Consider the following 17148-nt stretch of genomic DNA (forward strand, 5'->3'; position numbering starts at 1 on the left):
AACGATAACTCCATCGCGGTGATCGGCTCGCCGCTTCCGACGAACCGCATACGTTTCTCTCCCCCTGAATGGCTGCTCGGCTGCTCAGGCGTAAACAAACGCAAGTGGGGATAAACAAAGGCGATTTCGCTTTCCGGCGATTTGCCGGATTCCTGTCTCCATGGCCGGGTGCACGGTCCCGCGCCCGGCGGGAGACGGCACATGACCCCCACCAAGCTCCTCGTTGGCCAGATTCTGATCGTCTTCGCGATCGTGATCGCGGGCGTCTGGGCGGCGACGCAGTGGGCGGCCTTCCAGCTCGGCTATCAGGCCCAGCTTGGCGAGTCCTGGGTCGTGCTGTTCGGCACTCCGGTCTATTGGCCCTGGAAGCTGTTCGAGTGGTGGTACCACTACGATGCCTACGCTCCGGATGTTTTCAATCGGGCCGGCATGCTGGCCGGGGCCAGCGGCATCATGGGCTGCTCCGCCGCCGTCATCGGCTCGCTGTGGCGCGCGCGCCAGAACCGGCTGGTCACCACCTATGGCTCCTCGCGATGGGCCAACAAGCGTGAGATCGATGATGCCGGGCTCTTCCGCGCAGCGGGCGTCTTCCTCGGCCGTCTCGGTGGCCAATATCTGCGTCATGACGGGCCCGAGCACGTCATGGCCTTCGCCCCGACGCGGTCCGGCAAGGGCGTCGGCCTCGTCATTCCGACGCTCTTGTCGTGGACCGGATCCGCCGTCGTTCACGATATCAAAGGGGAGAACTGGCAGCTGACTGCCGGTTGGAGGTCGAAGTTCTCGCACTGCCTGCTGTTCAATCCGACCGATCCGCGCTCTGCCCGCTACAACCCGCTGCTGGAGGTGCGGAAGGGACCGGACGAGGTCCGCGACGTCCAGAACATCGCCGACATCCTTGTCGATCCGGAAGGCGCGCTCGAACGCCGAAGCCATTGGGAGAAGACCAGCCACTCGCTGCTGGTCGGCGCCATCCTGCATGTCCTCTATGCGGAGGAAGAGAAGACACTCGCCCGCGTCGCCACCTTCCTCTCCGATCCGCAGCGGTCTTTTGCCCACACATTGCGCCGGATGATGGCGACCAATCATCTCGGCACCCCCGATCATCCTCAAGTCCATCCCGTCGTCGCGTCAGCCGCGCGCGAGGTGCTGAACAAGTCGGAGAACGAACGCTCCGGCGTGCTGTCCACGGCCATGTCGTTCCTCGGCCTCTATCGCGACCCGACGGTGGCGACGACGACCGCGGCCTGCGACTGGCGCATCGTCGACCTGGTCGACGCGGCGCGGCCGGTCTCGCTCTACCTCGTCATTCCGCCGTCGGACATTTCGCGGACCAAGCCGCTGGTGCGCCTGGTGTTGAACCAGATCGGCAGACGGCTCACGGAGCGGCTGGAAGGCGATCCGGGCAAGTGCCGCAAGCATCAGCTCCTGATGATGCTCGACGAGTTCCCGGCGCTCGGGCGGCTCGATTTCTTCGAGACGGCGCTCGCCTTCATGGCCGGGTACGGCATCCGCGCCTACCTGATCGCGCAGAGCCTAAACCAGATCTCCAAGGCCTATGGAGAGAACAACGCCATCCTCGACAACTGCCATGTCCGCATCGCCTTCTCGTCGAACGACGAGCGCACGGCCAAGCGCATTTCGGACGCGCTCGGCACGGCGACCGAGCTGCGCGCGCAGCGCAACTACGCCGGCCATCGTCTGGCGCCGTGGCTCAGCCACGTCATGGTCAGCCGCCAGGAGACCGCGCGGCCGCTGCTGACCCCGGGCGAAGTGATGCAGTTGCCTCCGGCCGACGAGCTGGTGCTGGTCTCCGGTCTCGCGCCGATCCGCGCCAAGAAGCTGCGCTACTACGAGGATCGGAACTTCACCGCGCGTGTCGCCGACGCGCCGCTGCTCTCCGACGGTGACTACCGGGACAAGCCGGCCCCGCGTCCCAACGATTGGGGCGGGCAGGTGCGCGGGCCGCATCTCCGGCTCGTCGCCGCTGCCGATGAGGCGGCCGGCATCGCGGAAGAAGAGGGCGGGCTGCAGCAGCAGCGCCATCCCGGCCTGCCCGAAGAGGGCGTCGCCAAGCCCACCGCGCCCGAGCGCGACAACCCGCTCGGTCTCGCCGACGACGAGTCCGATAGCGCCGCCGACAAGCGCGCCATGGACCGTCTGCGAGGTCTCAACACGGTCGCGCGTGCCCACGCCATGAACGAGGGCGCGGGTCGCGATGACGACTTGCTGCCGAACTTCTGATGGGGGCTATCCGATGAACCGTCCCACCAGACGCGCCAAGGCCCGCCACCAGCTCTTCCTCGATGCCGATCTCAGCGAGAAGCTGGAGGCGCTCGCGGCCAAGCCCGGGGCGTCGAAGTCCGCCATCCTGGCCGATGCGGTGGCGGCCTGGCTCAACCTCCGGGGCGCGCAGGAGCTCGACGACCGTTTCGGCCTGCGCCTCAACCGGATCAGTGCCCAGCTCAACCGGATCGAGCGCGACCAGCAGGTCCTGCTGGAAAGTCTGGCGCTTTTTGTCCGCTACCAGCTCACGGTCACCGCGCCGCTCCCTGAAGCCGACCAGGCCGCGCGCGCCGTCGGGCGCGACCGCTTCCAGGCCTTTGTCGACCAAGTCGGCCGCCAGCTTGCGGCCGGGGGCCGGACGCTGAGCCGGACCGGAGCCGGTAACGGAGAGGGGGAAGGTGCGCCATGAGCCTGCCCCATCCTGAGGCCCAAGACCGGCGGCGCACTATGCTGCGCACCGCCATGGGATCGGCGATCGCCGCCGCACTCGCCGATCCCGCCGTCATCGAGGTGATGGTCAATCCCGACGGTGTGCTGCGGCTCGACCGACTCGGCGAGGGCCGGATCGATACCGGCGCCCGGCTGGCGCCGGCCGAGGTCGAACGGATCATCCGCCTGGTCGCCAGCCACGTCCGCGCCGAAGCCCATGCCGGCAATCCGGTTGTCAGCGCCGAGCTGCCGCCGCGCGACGACGGCCTGGCAGGCGAACGGTTCGAAGGTCTGCTGCCGCCGGTGGCGACGGCGCCGTGCTTCGCGATCCGCAAGCCGGCGGCGAAGATCTACACGCTCGACGACTATGTCGCCGACCGCATCGTCATGCCGGTCCAGGCCGACGCGCTGCGCAAGGCCGTCCGGGACCGGCGCAACCTGCTGATCGCGGGCGGCACCAGCTCGGGTAAGACGACGCTCGCCAATGCGCTGCTGGCCGAGATCGCCGGGCTCGACGAGCGGGTCATCCTGATCGAGGACACCCGCGAACTGCAATGCGCGGCACGCGATTGTGTGGCGCTGCGCACCCGGCCGGGCGTCGTCTCCATGGCGGATCTGGTCCGCTCCACCCTGCGGCTGCGACCGGACCGGATCATCGTCGGCGAGGTCCGCGGCGCGGAGGCCCTCGACATGCTCAAGGCCTGGAACACCGGTCATCCCGGCGGCATCGCCACGGTCCACGCCAACTCCGCGCGGTCCGCGCTCTACCGGCTCGAGCAGCTCGTGCAGGAAAGCGTCGTCACCGTCCCCCGGCGGCTGATCGCCGAGGCGATCGACCTCGTCGTCTTCATCCAGGGCCGCGGCACGGGCCGCCGCATCGAGACGATCGCCGAGGTCGCCGGCCTCGATGGCGACGGCGATTACGCCGTCACCGACTTCGCAGCCCATCGGCTTCATGCCCTGTGAAAAGGAGCGACTACCATGTGTCCGTCCACGTCCCTTCCGGCTTCCCACGCTTCGACAAGGTGTTTCCTGCGGTCGCTTGCCGGCGCCGTGGCCGTCACGCTGCTGCTTTGCGGGACGGCGCACGCCGCCGGCTCGGGCATGCCCTGGGAGCAGCCACTGGAGCAGGTGCTGCTGTCCGTCCAGGGGCCGGTCGCCAGGATCGTCGCGGTGATCATCATCATCATTACCGGCCTGACGCTCGCCTTCGGCGAGACCAGCGGCGGCTTCCGGCGGCTGATCCAGATCGTGTTCGGCCTCACCATCGCGTTCGCGGCCAGCTCGTTCTTCCTCAGCTTCTTCAGCTTCGGCGGCGGAGCGCTGGTCTGATGCCGGACGGCGTCCACCATATCGAGGGGTTCGAGGCGCCGCTGCACCGGGCGCTGACCGAGCCGATCCTGCTCGGCGGCGCGCCGCGCGCCATCGCCATCGTCAACGGGACCGTGGCGGCTGCCATGGGGCTCGGCCTGCAGCAATGGATCGCCGGCCTGGTGCTGTGGATCGTCGGTCACACGCTGGCGGTGTTCGCCGCCAAGCGCGATCCCGACTTCGCCTCCGTGCTCGCCCGCCATCTTCGCCAGAAGGGGTGGTGGCCATGCTGAACCTCGCCGAATACCGCCAGACCGCCGACCGGCTGGCCGATCATCTGCCCTGGGCGGCGCTGGTGGCGCCCGGCGTCGTCCTCAACAAGGACGGCAGCTTCCAGCGGACCCTGCGCTTCCGCGGTCCCGACCTGGAAAGCGCCACCGAGGCCGAGTTGGTCGGCGCGTGCGCGCGGGCGAACAATGTCCTGCGCCGTTTCGGCTCCGGCTGGGCGCTGTTCTTCGAGGCCGATCGGATCGAAGCGCTCGGCTATCCCGACGCACGCTTCCCCGATCCGGCCTCCTGGCTGGTCGACGAGGAACGCCGCGCCGCCTTCGATGGGCGGCGCGGCCAGCACCTCGAGAGCCGCTATCACCTGACCCTGGTCTACCTGCCGCCGGCCGACCAGGTCGCCAGGGCCGAACGCGCGCTGATGGAGCGGGACACGCCCGAGACGGGGCGGGACTGGCGGCAGGAGCTTGTGGGCTTCATCGCCGAGACCGATCGCGTGCTTGACCTCTTGTCCGGCTTCATGCCGGAGGTGCGGGCGCTCGACGATGCCGAGACCCTGACCTACCTCCACGGCACCGTTTCCACGCGGCGCCATCCGGTCGCCGTCCCCGAGACCCCGCTCTATCTTGACGCCATCCTGGTCGACACGCCGCTCAGCGGCGGCATCGAGCCGATGCTCGGAGACCAGCATCTCCGCACACTGACCATCCTGGGCTTCCCGAGCCTGACCCGGCCGGGGCTTCTCGACGCGCTCAACCATCAGGACTTCGCCTATCGCTGGGTGACGCGCTTCCTCGCCCTCGACAAGACCGAGGCGGCCAAGGCGCTCACCCGGATCCGGCGCCAGTGGTTCAACAAGCGCAAGTCGATCGCCGTGCTGCTGCGCGAGGTCATCCACAACGAGCCGGTCCAGCTGCTCGACTCCGACGCCGACAACAAGGTCGTGGACGCGGACCTGGCGCTTCAGGCGCTCGGCGGCGACCATGTCGCCTTCGGTTATCTCACGACGACCATCACGGTTTCGGACACCGATCGGCATCGGGCGGACGAGAAGGTCCGCGCCGTCGAGCGGATCGTCAACGGCCTCGGTTTCACCTGCCTGCGTGAAAGCGTCAATGCGGTCGAGGCCTGGCTCGGCAGCCTGCCGGGCCACGTCTACGCCAATGTCCGCCAGCCGCTGGTCCACACGCTGAACCTCGCCCACCTGGTGCCGCTGTCCTCGGTGTGGGCCGGACCGGCACGGAATGCTCACCTGGACGGCCCGCCGCTGCTCTACGCCGAGACCAGCGGCTCGACGCCGTTCCGGCTCTCCACGCATGTCGGCGATGTCGGCCACATGCTCATCGTTGGGCCGACCGGCGCCGGCAAGTCCGTGCTGCTGGCGATGCTGGCACTCCAGTTCCGCCGCTATGCCGGCTCCCAGGTCTATATTTTCGACAAGGGGTATTCCGCGCGTGCCGCCGTGCTCGCCATGGGCGGCGAGCATCATGCGCTGGGCTCCGACGGCTCGCTCGCCTTCCAGCCGCTGCGCGGCATCGACGATCCGGCCGAGCGAAGCTGGGCCGCCGAATGGATCGGCGCGCTGCTGGCGCACGAGAAGGTCGTCGTGACTCCGGAGGTCAAGGAGGCCGTCTGGTCGACGTTGACCAGTCTGGCTTCCGCGCCGGTCGAGGAGCGCACGCTCACCGGCCTCTCGGTGCTGCTGCAATCGAACGCGCTCAAGGCCGCGCTCATGCCCTACACGCTGGACGGCCCGTTCGGCCGGCTGCTCGACGCCGCCGAGAACCGGCTCGCATTGGCGGACGTCCAGTGCTTCGAGACCGAGGAGCTGATGTCGCAAGCCGGCGTGGTCCTGCCGGTGCTGACCTATCTCTTCCATCGGTTGGAGGAGCGCTTCGCCAGCCTGTCGGAGACAGGAGAGAAAGGTCGGCCCACCCTGCTGATCCTGGACGAGGCGTGGGTCTATCTCGACAACCCGGTCTTCGCCGCGCGCATCCGCGAATGGCTGAAGGTGCTGCGCAAGAAGAACGTCAGCGTCGTCTTCGCCACCCAGTCGCTCGCCGATATCGCCGACAGCGCCATCGCGCCGGCCATCGTCGAGAGCTGTCCGCAGCGCATCTTCCTGCCCAACGACCGGGCGATCGAGCCACAGGCGCGGGCCGCCTATGAGCGCTTCGGCCTCAACGAGCGGCAGGTCGAGCTGATCGCCCGCGCCACCCCGAAGCGCCACTACTACCTGCAATCGCGGCGCGGCAACCGGCTGTTCGAGCTCGGGCTCGGCCCCATGGCGCTCGCGCTCTGCGGCGCGTCCGATCCGGCCGCCCAGACTCTCATCGACCAGGTCCTCGCCGAGAGGGGGGCGGAGGGCTTCGCCGCCGCTTTCCTCGATGCGCGCGGCCTCGATTGGGCCGCTGGCCTGCTGACCGATTTTCCCACCCCTGAGGAGACATCATCATGATGCGCAAGACGCTCGCGGCCCTGGCCGTCGCAACCTCGCTCGGTGCCGGCTTGGCGGTGGTGCCGTCCGGTCCGGCCGCCGCCATCACCGTGTTCGATCCCTCGAACTTCGCCCAGAACATCCTTCAGGCCGCCCGCGCGCTGGAGCAGATCAACAACCAGATCCAATCGCTTCAGAACGAAACGACCATGCTGCAGAACATGGCGAAGAACCTTCAGCGCCTCGACTATTCTTCGCTTGGCCAGATCACCGGGGCGCTTCAGCGCATCGACGGGCTGATGATCCAGGCGCAGGGCATCGCTTTCGAGGTCGGCGCCACCGATGCCGCCTTCCGGCAGCAATTCCCCGAACAGTATGACGCCACGGTGACCACCGACCGGTTCGTGGCCGACGCCCGGATCAGCTGGCGCAACTCGATGAGCGCTTACCACCAGACCATGCGGATACAGGCGCAGGTGGTCGAGAACGTCCAGGCCGATGGCGCCACCTTGTCGGAACTAGTGACGGCCTCGCAGGGCGCGGTGGGAAGCCTGCAGGCGCAGCAGGCCACCAACCAGCTGCTCGCCCTTTCCACCAAGCAGCAGCTCCAGATCCAGAACCTGATGGCGGCGCAGTACCGCTCGGAAGCGCTGGACCAGGCGCGCAAGGCGCAGGCGGAAGAAGCGGCCCGCGCGGCGACAGCTCGCTTCCTCGGCTCGGGGACCGCCTACACGCCGCGCTAGCGACTGAGCGTCAGGAAGAAACGCGATATGGGCGACCTCAACGTCATCGACCGCTTCATGGAGACCTTCATCCGCTACATCGATAGCGGGTTCGGGCTGCTGACCGGCGACGTCGCCTTCCTGACCACCATCCTCATCGCCATCGACATCACCCTGGCCGGCCTGTTCTGGGCCATGGACGGCGAGTCCAACATCTTCGGCCGCCTCATCAAGAAAATCCTCTACGTCGGCGTCTTCGCGCTCATCCTCAATAACTTCTCGATGCTGGCCGACATCGTCTACCGCTCATTCGCGGGTCTCGGGCTCGAAGCGACCGCTAACGGCCTGGCGGCCGACGACCTGCTCGAACCCGGTCGGCTCGCCGGAACCGGGTTCGAGGCAGCCTGGCCGCTGCTCCGCCAGGTCAGCGAGTTGATGGGTTTCACCAGCTTCTTCGACAACTTCCTGACCATCACCGTCCTGTTGATCGCGTGGGCCATCGTGATCCTGGCGTTCTTCATCCTGGCGGTGCAGCTCTTCATCACCATCCTGGAGTTCAAGCTGACGACGCTGGCCGGTTTCGTGCTGGTGCCCTTCGCGCTCTGGAACAAGACCTCGTTCCTTGCCGAACGCGTGCTCGGCAATGTCGTCTCGTCCGGCATCAAGGTGATGGTGCTGGCGGTCATCGTCGGCATCGGCTCGAGCTTCTTCGGCGAGTTCATCACCGCGCTGCAAGGGCAGGAGCCGGACATCGGCCAGGCCATGTCGCTGGTGCTGGCGGCGCTCTCGCTGTTCGGTCTCGGCATCTTCGGTCCGGGCATCGCGTCCGGCCTTGTTTCCGGCGCGCCGCAGCTCGGCGCCGGCGCGGCCATCGGCACCGCCGGTGCCGTCGCCGGCGCCGCGATGCTGACGGGAGGCGCTGCCATCGCCGGCATGCGCGGCCTCGGTGCGACGGGATCTGGCGGCATGGCCGCGATCCGCGCCGGCACGTCGGTCGGCGCCGCGGCATCCACCGCTTACGGACTCGGTCAGGCGACGTCGGGCGCAAGCGGCATGGCCGGCGTGGCCGCCGGACTGGGCGGGGTGGCGCGCGCGGGCGGCGGCGCCGTCGCGCAAGGGGCGCGTTCCGCGGCGAGCAGAACCGGCAACTCGCTGTCCCAGAGCGCGAGAACCGGACGGGAAGCAGCCTGGCGCGCCACCGGCGGCGGCCCGGTCTCCGGTGGGTCTCCAACGAGCGTCGCCGAGGGCCAGCCATCCGCCACCGCCGACAGCGCCCCGCAATGGGCAAGGCGCCTGCGCGCCGAGCAGGCCTCCCGCGCGCACCGCCATGCCACCGCGCAGGCGATCAGGGACGGCGACCGTCCCGGCGGCGCGGCCAACCCGGACCTCAAGGAGGACTGATCCGCGATGAAGTTCAAACGCACCCTCCAGCGCTACGGTCAGACGCCCGAGCCGGTGACGCCCTACCAGAAGGCGGCTCAAGCCTGGGATGAACGCATCGGCTCGGCGCGCGTCCAGGCACGCAACTGGCGGCTGATGGCGTTCTGCTGCCTGATGCTCAGCCTCGGTCTTGCCGGCGGCATGGTCTGGCAGTCCACACAGAGCCGCGTGACGCCCTATGTCGTCGAGGTCGACAGGCTGGGGGAGGTCCGCGCGGTCGGTCCGGCGATCGAGTCCTATCAGCCGACCGACGCGCAGATCGCGTGGCATCTGGGCCGCTTCATCGCCGGCGTGCGCGGGGTATCGGTCGATCCGGTGCTGGTGCGCCGGAACTGGCTCGACGCCTACGACTTCGCCACCGACCGGGCGGCGGCCTTCCTCAACGACTACGCGCGCACCAACGACCCGTTCGCCGCCATCGGCACGCGCAGCGTCTCGGTCCAGGTGACGAGCGTGGTGCGCGCCTCGGACTCGTCGTTCCAGGTGAAGTGGACCGAGCAGGTCTACGAGCGCGGCAGCCTCGCCCGCACCGAGCGCTGGACCGCCATCCTCACGACCGTCATCCAGCCGCCGCGCAGCGCCGAGGTGCTCCGCAAGAACCCGCTCGGCCTCTACGTCAACGCCATCGCCTGGTCGCGCGAGCTCGATCCCGCGACCGCGCCCGAAGGGAGGATCCCCCAATGACCCGCTCCTTATCGATCGGCGCGATCCCGATCCCGGTCGGTCCGATCCGCGCCACTCTGATCGCCTCCGTGTCGAGCCTGGCGCTGGCCGCCTGCGCGGGCCGGACGCCGCCGCCCTCCATCGCCTACGACGGCGCGGAATTCCAGGCGGCGGTCATCGAGACGGAACCGCCCAGACCGGTCGAGGTCGTGACCATCGCCGAGCCCCTGCCGCTGCCCGGCCAGCTCCTGCCGCCGCCATCGACCCGACGCCGGGCCGACAACCGGCCGCCGACCGAGCAGGTCGACGCCGCCAACAAGGCGGCGCTCCAGGAGCCCAGCACCCACGGCTATATCAATGCCGTCCAGGTCTATCCCTATACGCAAGGCGCGCTCTACCGCCTCTACGCCGCGCCCGAGCGGGTCAGCGACATCGCGCTGCAGCCGGGCGAAACGCTGACCGCCGTTTCCGCCGGCGACACGGTGCGCTGGGTGATCGGCGACACCACCAGCGGCTCGGGCGAGGCGCGCCGCGTCCATGTGCTGGTCAAGCCCTTCGCGCCGGGTCTCGCTACCAACCTCGTCATCGCCACCGACCGGCGCACCTACCATCTCCAGCTCGAGAGCACCGACGACACCGCGATGGCGGCGATCTCCTGGACCTATCCGCAAGACCAGCTTCTGGCGCTGCAGCGGCGGAACGAGACCGCCGATGCCGCGACGCCGGTCGCCAGCGGCGTCACCCTGGAGAACCTGCGGTTCCGCTACGCCATCTCCGGCGACAGCCCGCCCTGGCGGCCGGTGCGCGCCTTCGACGACGGCTCCAAGGTCTTCATCGAATTCCCCGGACGGATCGACCAGGGCGAGGCACCGCCACTCTTCGTGGTCGGTCCCGCAGGCGACAACCAGCTCGTCAACTACCGGGTCCGGCGCAACTACTACATCGTCGACCGCCTGTTCGCCGCCGCCGAGCTGCGCCTGGGGACCGATCCGCAGCAGGTCGTCCGCATCAGCCGCACCGACAGCGAGTCCGGCGTCGCGTCCGGCGCCGGACCGCGACCGCGGCCGGACCGCTAGGGGAGGGCGACATGTCGGACACCGCCGCCCCGCGGCCGGAGGCTCCCAAGCATGACCCGGAGACCCTGGTCCTCAAGGCCACACCGCGCCGCACCGTTCGCTTCAAGCGCAAGCTGCTGATCGGCATCGCCGCGGTCGCCTGCGGCGGGGTGCTCGGCGTGACCTGGCTGGCGCTCCAGGGACCGGGGATGCGGATTGGCCAGCAAGGCCAGGAGCTTTACAGCACCGAGCGCAAGCCGACGCCCGAGGGTCTCGCCGGCCTGCCCGGCGACTATGGGCAGATGCGTCCCGGCACGCCGCAGCTCGGCCCGCCGCTGCCGGGCGATCTCGGCGGACCCATCCTGGAGCGCCAGCGCCAGCTCGGGATCGTGCCGGGCGCCAGCATGGACGACCAGGCCGCCCTGGCCGAGCGTCAGCGCCTCGCCCAGCAGGCTCAGAAGGCACGAGAAGCGGGCGTGTTCTTCCAGATTGCCACTCGGCCTGCGCCAGCCGCCACATCGAGCGCGGGGCAGGGCGCCAGCATCGCGACGGCGGGCGAGCTCCCGCCGACAGCGGACGCCGATCGGCTTAATCTCGATCCTGAGCGCGATCAGAACAACCAGCAGCGCAAGCTCGACTTCCTGAACCAGCCGGTCGAGAAGAGCATCTACAATCCCCACGCGCTCCAGACGCCGGCGACGCCCTATCAGGTGATGGCGGGCAGCATCATCGCCGCCAGCCTCGTCACGGGCCTGAACTCCGATCTGCCGGGTGCCGTCGTCGCCCAGGTGACGGAGAACGTCTACGACAGCGTCACCGGTCGCACGCTGTTGATCCCACAGGGCGCGCGGCTGATCGGCAGCTATGACAGCGTCATCGCCTTCGGACAGTCGCGTGCGCTCTTGGTCTGGCGGCGCATCGTTCTGCCCGATGGCTCCTCCATTCAGATCGAGAATCTGCCCGCGACCGATGCCGCTGGCTACGCCGGGCTCGAGGACGAGGTCGACTTCCACACCTGGCGGCTGATCAAGGGCGTGGTCCTCTCGACGCTGCTCGGCGTCGGCACCGAGCTCAGCCTTGGCGGTGAGGAGAGCGATCTGGTCCGGGCTCTGCGGGAATCCACCCAGCAGAACGCCAACCGCGCCGGCCAGCGCCTCACCGAGCGGAACCTCAACATCCAGCCGACCATCACCGTCCGCCCCGGCTGGCCGCTGCGCGTGATCGTCCACAGGGATCTCGTGCTCAGGCCCTATCGCGGATGAAAGGAGCAGGCCCATGTCCGAACTGAAGCTCGGCAAGCTGCCCGACCGGACGCCGGTCAAGATCGCCATCACGGTGAGTCCCGACCTCAACCAGGCGCTTCGGGATTATGCCGCGATCTATCGCGCGACCTATGGTGAGGCCGAATCCGTCGCCGACCTGATCCCGTTCATGCTCGGCGCGTTTCTGGAAAGCGACCGCGGCTTCGCCAGGGCGCGAAAGACGGTGTCGCTCGACGCCCCTGTTGAGACGGCGCGGGACCGCCGTACCCGCCGCTCTCTATCCGAACCCCCGTCAACCACGAGCCAGGAGGAGTAAGACCATGTCTGTGATCGGCACATTCACGCCCGCCAAGGATGGCGGCTGGACCGGTTCCATCCACACGCTGACGATCAACACGAAGGTGCGGCTTGTCCCGAACGACAACCGCGACAACGAGAACGCGCCGGTGTTCCGGGTGTTCGTCGGCCAGTCCCGCGTCGGCGACGCCTGGGCGGCGCGCTCCAGCGGCGACAGCCCGAAGGACTACCTTCGCGTCCGCCTCGACGACCCCAGCCTGCCGGGACCCATCAGCGCCGCCCTGTTCCAATCCGAGGACGGGAACGAGGCGCAGCTCGTCTGGAGCAGGCGGAAGGCGGAGGGGGCTACGAAATAGGCTCTCTGTCCTGAGATCGGAGAAAGCCATATTGCATATATGGTTTGGATCAATTTTGACGTAGTACGTTGGTTCGATCGCCGCTTTACCATTGACGGGCGAAGCCATATCTAATATATGGTTATGGTCGAATTTGTCAAAGTAAGTCCGAAACCGCCATGTCCCGGCTCCTATCCGCGCCCTTCTTCAGCGCTCACCCGGTCTTCAGCCGCGCCGAATATGCCGCCGCTGTCGGCCGTCGCCCGCAAGACAAGGTCGTCACGGTGATGCTCACCCAGCATCTTCAAGCGGGCAACATCCGGCGCATCGCGCGGGGCGTCTTCGCGTCCGTGCCCAAGCATGCCGACGCCGGGAAATGGTCCGTCGACCGCTTCCTGGCCGCCTCCCGTCTGCGCCGTGGCGGCGTGATCGCCTATCACTCGGCCCTCGAGCTGCACGGCTGCGCCTACACCGAGGGCCATGAGGTGCAGGTGATCGCGCGCGGCGACCCCGGCCTCTTCGAGGCGGTCGGCTTGACCTGCCGGTTCGTCAAGCCGCCGCGCGGCTTCGCCCAACGCAATGGGGCATTAACTGACGGCGTCACGGCGGTCGACCGCCTGGGGCTGGAGGTCTGTGTGACGACGATCGAGCGGACGATCGCGGATCTGTTCGACCGCTATGACCTGGCCGGCGGCGCGGAGGAACTCTTCAACTCGCTGGACCTGGTCGCACGCGTCGACGCCGAGGCGCTGGTCCGGTACGCGCGCGCACTCGGCAATGCCACGGCCGCTGGCGCGCTGGGCTCCTGGCTGGAGCGCGAGCAGAAACGGCTGGGTGTGCCGGACCGTGCGCTCGAAGAACTCCGCACGCTGGCGCCGTCCCAGGCGCGATATGCGCTGGGCACCAAATCGGGCGAGGGTAGGACAGCCAAGGGCTGGAACGTCATCCTCCCCATCGACATCGTCGAACGCCGGTTTGAGGGGCTGTGAATGGCGGCGCCCTCGGTCCAAACACTGCAGCGCATTGCGGACGAGACCGGCCACCAGCTCGGCACGCTCGAAAAGGTGCTGCGGCTCCTGGACCTGTTGCAGGAGATCGCCCGCGATCCAGACCTGTCGGAGCGACTCGTCCTCAAGGGCGGAACGGCGCTCAATGTCTTCCACCTCGGCCTCGACCGACTCTCGGTCGATATCGACTTGAACTACATAGGCGCGCTCGACCGGGCGGTGATGGAGACCGAGCGCCCAACCGTCGACGCTGCGCTCAATCGTCTCCTCGCTTCCCAGGGTTACAGCGTCCGCCGTCAGCCCGACGAGCACGCTGGCGGCAAGTGGCTGTCGCGCTACTCGTCCGCGCTTGGCGGCAATGCCACGCTGGAGCTCGATGTCAACTACATGGCGCGCCAGCCCCTGTTTGGCGCGGCCCGCATGGAGTCGCGTCCCCTCGGCAAAATACACGCGAGCGACGTTCTCGTTCTCGACCTCCATGAAATCGTCGCCGGCAAGCTCGTCGCACTCGTTGACCGGCATGCCGCGCGCGATCTGTTCGATGCGCGCCGCATACTATCGATCGACGGGCTCGACTGGAGCGGGATCAAGGCCGCCGTTCTGGCTATCGGCGCCTGTGGGCGGCGCGACTGGCGGACCATGTCGGTCGACGCCATCAAAGGCGATCCGCGCGAGCTTCGCCAGAAGCTCGCGATCTGCCTGCCGCGCGACTGTTTTGCCGCCAAGGGAGACGTCGACGCGTGGATCGAAGAGACCGTGGCGCTTTGCCGGGAAAGATTCGCCTTCCTGTTCAATCTGTCGGCGAACGAGCGCGAGTTTCTCGATCGCGTTCTCGATCGGGGCGAAATTAATGCAGATCTGCTCGACGTCGCCCCCGAGATAGGTGCTCGAATTGAGGCTATGCCGATGCTTGCGTGGAAGTGCCTCCATGTCCGGAAAAACCGAGGATTGGACCGCTGACCGAATGGAACCGGTGAGGATCTCATCATCTGATCAAAGCCTCCGACGACCGGTCCGGCTCGTCCTCTTCAATCGCGCGTCCTTTGGAGTCAATTTGGCCGTGCCTCTCGCTATCGGCTCGGCGTTGCTATTTGCCGGCAATGTCGATTTTCTCGAAGACACGTCCGAGCCCCGTCGCGGTCCGCGACACCTTTGCGCTCGACAGGGTACTTGCTGCAGTCTATATGGTTCTAGTGACTAAGTTCGTCCGGATATTCGTGTTCGCCTTGCTCACCGCATTTGCGGTGGGTTCGGTCGCGCACGCGACGAGCGCAACCGCCATGTCGCTTAAAATGGCACTCGCCGATGGCGGCGCCATGGATATGGCCGACTGTCAGGGCTGCGGCTCCGACAACGAAGGCGACGATGGCGGGCTTGGTTGTGACATGGTCTGCGTCGCTCCGCTTCTGGCCAGTCTCAGCCCGGAGGGCAGCGTTCCGGCGGTAACCGGTATATCTCCGTCGGCCCGCGCCTTTTACGACCTTGTCGGACGGACGGGTCCGCCCGAACCCTACCCTCCCCGAACGCTCATCTGATCGGACGCCGGTCGGGGTACGCTCCGACCGCTGCGCCCTGCTGCGCTTCCCGGGCAATCGCACGGGCAGCCGCCGCTCAATGCATGTGCAGACCCGAGTCTGCGCATCCGAAGCACAGCGGAAATCAGATGAGAGCGAACCATGTCACCGATCACCCTGGCGCTATCGCGCCGGACTTTACTGAAGGCGTGCGCCGCCGGCGCTGCCAGCCTGGGAATGCCCGGTCTCATGTTTCCCGCGCGGGCGGCCGGCATCCGGGAGTTTTCCTTGCGGGCCGCACCGGGACGGGCGCGGCTCGTGTCGGAGCCGCACCGCGAAACACCTGCCTGGTGCTATAACGGAACTGTCCCCGGACCTGAAATCCGCGTCCGTCAGGGCGAGCGCCTCCGGATCACCGTCGAGAACGGGCTCGCCGAAGAGACCACCGTCCACTGGCACGGGCTCAGGGTGCCGAACGCCATGGATGGCGTCCCGCATCTCAACCAGCCGCCGATTGCGCCGGGCAAAAGCTTCTTCTACGAGTTCGACGCGGTCGATGCCGGTACCTTCTGGTATCACCCGCATCAGCGCAGTTTCGAGCAGGTCGGGCGCGGCCTCTACGGGCCGCTGATCGTCGAGGAGCCCGCACCTCCCCAGGTAGATCGGGAACTCTTCTGGGTGCTCGACGACTGGCGCCTCACCAGGTCCGCCGAGATCAGCGACGACTTCGGCAACGGCCATGACATGAGCCACAATGGCCGGATCGGCAACACCGTCACGATCAATGGTCGCGTGCCGGACGCGCTTCCGGTGCGAAGCGGCGAGCGCATCCGGCTGCGGCTCATCAATGCCGCGAACGCACGCATCTTCGGGCTCGACTTCCAGGGCCATGCACCAACGGTCATCGCGCTCGACGGCCAGCCGGTTACGCCGCATGCGCCCGCGGGCGGTCTCGTCGTGCTCGGGCCAGCCATGCGGGCCGACATCATGCTCGACATGACCGGAAAGCCAAACAGCCGTGTGACGGTCAGCGACCGCTTCTACCGGGGCCTCGAATACCGGCTGATCGACCTCGTCTATGACCAGAGACCGGTGAGAGACACTGTACCCGACTGGCCCATCGCGCTTCCCGCGAACCCGTTGCCCGAACCCGATCTCGCCGAAGCCCGTCGCCATGAGGTGATCTTCAACGGCGGCATGATGGGCGCGATGGTGATGGCGAAGATGGGCGGCAGCATGGGCGAAGGCGGCCGGACCGGCATGGCCAGCGGCATGATGCGCGGCATGATGGGAATGATGCACGGGCAGGGCATCTGGTTCGTCAACGGCAAGGCCGCCGAAGGCCATGTGCTCGACCCGATGCTGACGCTCGACCTCGACCGTTCGCATGTCATCGCCATGACCAATGCGACGGCGTGGCACCATCCGATCCACCTGCACGGCCATTCCTTCCGGGTGATCTCGCGCAACGACGCGCCGACGCCGCACCGCGAATGGCAGGACACGGTGCTGATGGCGCCTCGGGAGAAGGTCGAGGTTGCCTTCGTGGCCGACAATCCCGGCGACTGGATGTTTCACTGCCACATCCTCGAACACCAGGCTGGCGGGATGATGGGCGTCATCCGCGTCACCTGATCCAGAGATTCAAGGAGAACCACCATGCACAAGATCATCGTCGCCGCCCTCGCCGCAGTAATTCTCGGTGCAGGCGTCTATTTCACGAACGCATCGCTCGCGGTCGCCGAGGACGTGACCCTCTACAAGAACCCGCAATGCGGCTGCTGCGAAGCCTATGCCGACTATCTGCGCGACAACGATTTTACCGTCACCGTCAAGCCGACCCACGAGCTCGTCACCATGAGCCGCGATGCCGGCATCCCGGACGACTTCCAGGGCTGCCACCTCGCCTTCATCGACGATTACGTGGTGAGCGGTCATGTCCCCATTGGAACGGTGAATCGCCTGCTCTCGGAGCGTCCCGACATCAAGGGCGTGACTTTGCCCGGCATGCCGATGGGATCGCCCGGCATGAGCGGCGCCAAGACCGAACCTTTCACGATCTACGCCGTGGGTGACGGCAAGCCGTCCGTATACGCGGTCGAATAGGG

The 17148-nt window shown here is 67.6% G+C and carries 18 protein-coding genes; all 18 read left to right on the forward strand.

Translation table 11 applies throughout. The features are described from left to right. Positions 1–201 precede the first annotated feature (201 nt). The 18 genes from WG924_RS25140 (at position 202) to WG924_RS25225 (ending at position 17146) form a co-directional block, all read left to right on the forward strand. Positions 202–2241, forward strand: a complete 2040-nt coding sequence (locus WG924_RS25140) for a conjugal transfer protein TraG (protein ID WP_345935794.1) — start codon at positions 202–204, stop codon at positions 2239–2241. 13 nt (positions 2242–2254) lie between these two features. Continuing rightward, entirely contained in the window at positions 2255–2692 is a 438-nt protein-coding gene (locus WG924_RS25145) for a CopG family transcriptional regulator (RefSeq protein ID WP_345935795.1), read from the forward strand. Beyond that, positions 2689–3678 carry a P-type conjugative transfer ATPase TrbB gene (gene trbB / locus WG924_RS25150; RefSeq protein ID WP_345935796.1) on the forward strand — a complete coding sequence of 330 codons (990 nt, stop codon included), beginning with the start codon at positions 2689–2691 and terminating at the stop codon, positions 3676–3678. Before WG924_RS25145 ends, trbB begins: the two co-directional genes overlap by 4 nt. Positions 3679–3693: 15 nt before the next feature. Next, on the forward strand, positions 3694–4044 hold the full coding sequence (locus WG924_RS25155; protein ID WP_345935797.1) for a TrbC/VirB2 family type IV secretion system protein: 351 nt from the start codon (positions 3694–3696) through the stop codon (positions 4042–4044). Continuing rightward, positions 4044–4316 (forward strand): VirB3 family type IV secretion system protein, encoded by a 273-nt coding sequence (locus tag WG924_RS25160; protein WP_345935798.1) that lies wholly within the window; start codon positions 4044–4046, stop codon positions 4314–4316. The genes WG924_RS25155 and WG924_RS25160 overlap by 1 nt, the downstream gene beginning before the upstream one ends. Then, complete coding sequence (gene trbE, locus WG924_RS25165) at positions 4310–6766, forward strand: conjugal transfer protein TrbE (protein WP_345935799.1); 2457 nt, start codon at positions 4310–4312, stop codon at positions 6764–6766. Before WG924_RS25160 ends, trbE begins: the two co-directional genes overlap by 7 nt. After that, complete coding sequence (trbJ, locus tag WG924_RS25170) at positions 6763–7488, forward strand: P-type conjugative transfer protein TrbJ (protein ID WP_345935800.1); 726 nt, start codon at positions 6763–6765, stop codon at positions 7486–7488. Before trbE ends, trbJ begins: the two co-directional genes overlap by 4 nt. Before the next feature lie 27 nt (positions 7489–7515). After that, on the forward strand, positions 7516–8868 hold the full coding sequence (trbL, locus tag WG924_RS25175) for a P-type conjugative transfer protein TrbL (RefSeq protein WP_345935801.1): 1353 nt from the start codon (positions 7516–7518) through the stop codon (positions 8866–8868). Positions 8869–8874: 6 nt separating this feature from the next. Further along, positions 8875–9591, forward strand: coding sequence for a conjugal transfer protein TrbF (gene trbF, locus WG924_RS25180; protein WP_345935802.1), 717 nt, complete (start codon positions 8875–8877; stop codon positions 9589–9591). After that, entirely contained in the window at positions 9588–10646 is a 1059-nt protein-coding gene (gene trbG, locus WG924_RS25185; RefSeq protein ID WP_345935803.1) for a P-type conjugative transfer protein TrbG, read from the forward strand. Before trbF ends, trbG begins: the two co-directional genes overlap by 4 nt. 11 nt (positions 10647–10657) lie before the next feature. After that, the gene (locus tag WG924_RS25190) at positions 10658–11887 is read left to right on the forward strand and encodes a TraB/TrbI/VirB10 family type IV secretion system protein (protein ID WP_345935804.1); all 1230 of its coding nucleotides are present in this window, start codon (positions 10658–10660) and stop codon (positions 11885–11887) included. 13 nt (positions 11888–11900) lie between these two features. Further along, positions 11901–12203 (forward strand): DUF2274 domain-containing protein, encoded by a 303-nt coding sequence (locus WG924_RS25195; protein ID WP_345935805.1) that lies wholly within the window; start codon positions 11901–11903, stop codon positions 12201–12203. A 4-nt stretch (positions 12204–12207) separates the two neighbouring features. After that, the gene (locus WG924_RS25200; RefSeq protein ID WP_345935806.1) at positions 12208–12540 is read left to right on the forward strand and encodes a DUF736 domain-containing protein; all 333 of its coding nucleotides are present in this window, start codon (positions 12208–12210) and stop codon (positions 12538–12540) included. A 158-nt stretch (positions 12541–12698) separates the two neighbouring features. Beyond that, positions 12699–13508, forward strand: coding sequence for a type IV toxin-antitoxin system AbiEi family antitoxin domain-containing protein (locus WG924_RS25205; RefSeq protein WP_345935807.1), 810 nt, complete (start codon positions 12699–12701; stop codon positions 13506–13508). Beyond that, positions 13509–14486 carry a nucleotidyl transferase AbiEii/AbiGii toxin family protein gene (locus WG924_RS25210; RefSeq protein ID WP_345935808.1) on the forward strand — a complete coding sequence of 326 codons (978 nt, stop codon included), beginning with the start codon at positions 13509–13511 and terminating at the stop codon, positions 14484–14486. 140 nt (positions 14487–14626) lie between these two features. Further along, entirely contained in the window at positions 14627–15061 is a 435-nt protein-coding gene (locus WG924_RS25215; RefSeq protein WP_345935809.1) for a hypothetical protein, read from the forward strand. A gap of 141 nt (positions 15062–15202) precedes the next feature. Next, entirely contained in the window at positions 15203–16675 is a 1473-nt protein-coding gene (locus WG924_RS25220; protein WP_345935810.1) for a multicopper oxidase family protein, read from the forward strand. A gap of 24 nt (positions 16676–16699) precedes the next feature. Beyond that, positions 16700–17146: a DUF411 domain-containing protein gene (locus tag WG924_RS25225; RefSeq protein WP_345935811.1), complete on the forward strand. Its 447-nt coding sequence runs from the start codon at positions 16700–16702 to the stop codon at positions 17144–17146. The last annotated feature ends 2 nt before the right edge of the window (positions 17147–17148 follow it).

Source organism: Tistrella arctica, assembly GCF_039630945.1.
Lineage (GTDB): Bacteria > Pseudomonadota > Alphaproteobacteria > Tistrellales > Tistrellaceae > Tistrella > Tistrella bauzanensis.

What these genes read in the sequence shown, in the direction of transcription:
- trbE (WP_345935799.1), top strand. Translation starts at nt 4,310, where the DNA reads ATGCTGAACCTCGCCGAATACCGCCAGACCGCCGACCGGCTGGCCGAT.
- WG924_RS25160 (WP_345935798.1), top strand. Translation starts at nt 4,044, where the DNA reads ATGCCGGACGGCGTCCACCATATCGAGGGGTTCGAGGCGCCGCTGCAC.
- WG924_RS25220 (WP_345935810.1), top strand. Translation starts at nt 15,203, where the DNA reads ATGTCACCGATCACCCTGGCGCTATCGCGCCGGACTTTACTGAAGGCG.
- WG924_RS25140 (WP_345935794.1), top strand. Translation starts at nt 202, where the DNA reads ATGACCCCCACCAAGCTCCTCGTTGGCCAGATTCTGATCGTCTTCGCG.
- WG924_RS25195 (WP_345935805.1), top strand. Translation starts at nt 11,901, where the DNA reads ATGTCCGAACTGAAGCTCGGCAAGCTGCCCGACCGGACGCCGGTCAAG.
- WG924_RS25210 (WP_345935808.1), top strand. Translation starts at nt 13,509, where the DNA reads ATGGCGGCGCCCTCGGTCCAAACACTGCAGCGCATTGCGGACGAGACC.
- WG924_RS25205 (WP_345935807.1), top strand. Translation starts at nt 12,699, where the DNA reads ATGTCCCGGCTCCTATCCGCGCCCTTCTTCAGCGCTCACCCGGTCTTC.
- trbF (WP_345935802.1), top strand. Translation starts at nt 8,875, where the DNA reads ATGAAGTTCAAACGCACCCTCCAGCGCTACGGTCAGACGCCCGAGCCG.
- WG924_RS25145 (WP_345935795.1), top strand. Translation starts at nt 2,255, where the DNA reads ATGAACCGTCCCACCAGACGCGCCAAGGCCCGCCACCAGCTCTTCCTC.
- trbJ (WP_345935800.1), top strand. Translation starts at nt 6,763, where the DNA reads ATGATGCGCAAGACGCTCGCGGCCCTGGCCGTCGCAACCTCGCTCGGT.
- trbG (WP_345935803.1), top strand. Translation starts at nt 9,588, where the DNA reads ATGACCCGCTCCTTATCGATCGGCGCGATCCCGATCCCGGTCGGTCCG.
- trbB (WP_345935796.1), top strand. Translation starts at nt 2,689, where the DNA reads ATGAGCCTGCCCCATCCTGAGGCCCAAGACCGGCGGCGCACTATGCTG.
- trbL (WP_345935801.1), top strand. Translation starts at nt 7,516, where the DNA reads ATGGGCGACCTCAACGTCATCGACCGCTTCATGGAGACCTTCATCCGC.
- WG924_RS25190 (WP_345935804.1), top strand. Translation starts at nt 10,658, where the DNA reads ATGTCGGACACCGCCGCCCCGCGGCCGGAGGCTCCCAAGCATGACCCG.
- WG924_RS25155 (WP_345935797.1), top strand. Translation starts at nt 3,694, where the DNA reads ATGTGTCCGTCCACGTCCCTTCCGGCTTCCCACGCTTCGACAAGGTGT.
- WG924_RS25225 (WP_345935811.1), top strand. Translation starts at nt 16,700, where the DNA reads ATGCACAAGATCATCGTCGCCGCCCTCGCCGCAGTAATTCTCGGTGCA.
- WG924_RS25200 (WP_345935806.1), top strand. Translation starts at nt 12,208, where the DNA reads ATGTCTGTGATCGGCACATTCACGCCCGCCAAGGATGGCGGCTGGACC.
- WG924_RS25215 (WP_345935809.1), top strand. Translation starts at nt 14,627, where the DNA reads ATGTCGATTTTCTCGAAGACACGTCCGAGCCCCGTCGCGGTCCGCGAC.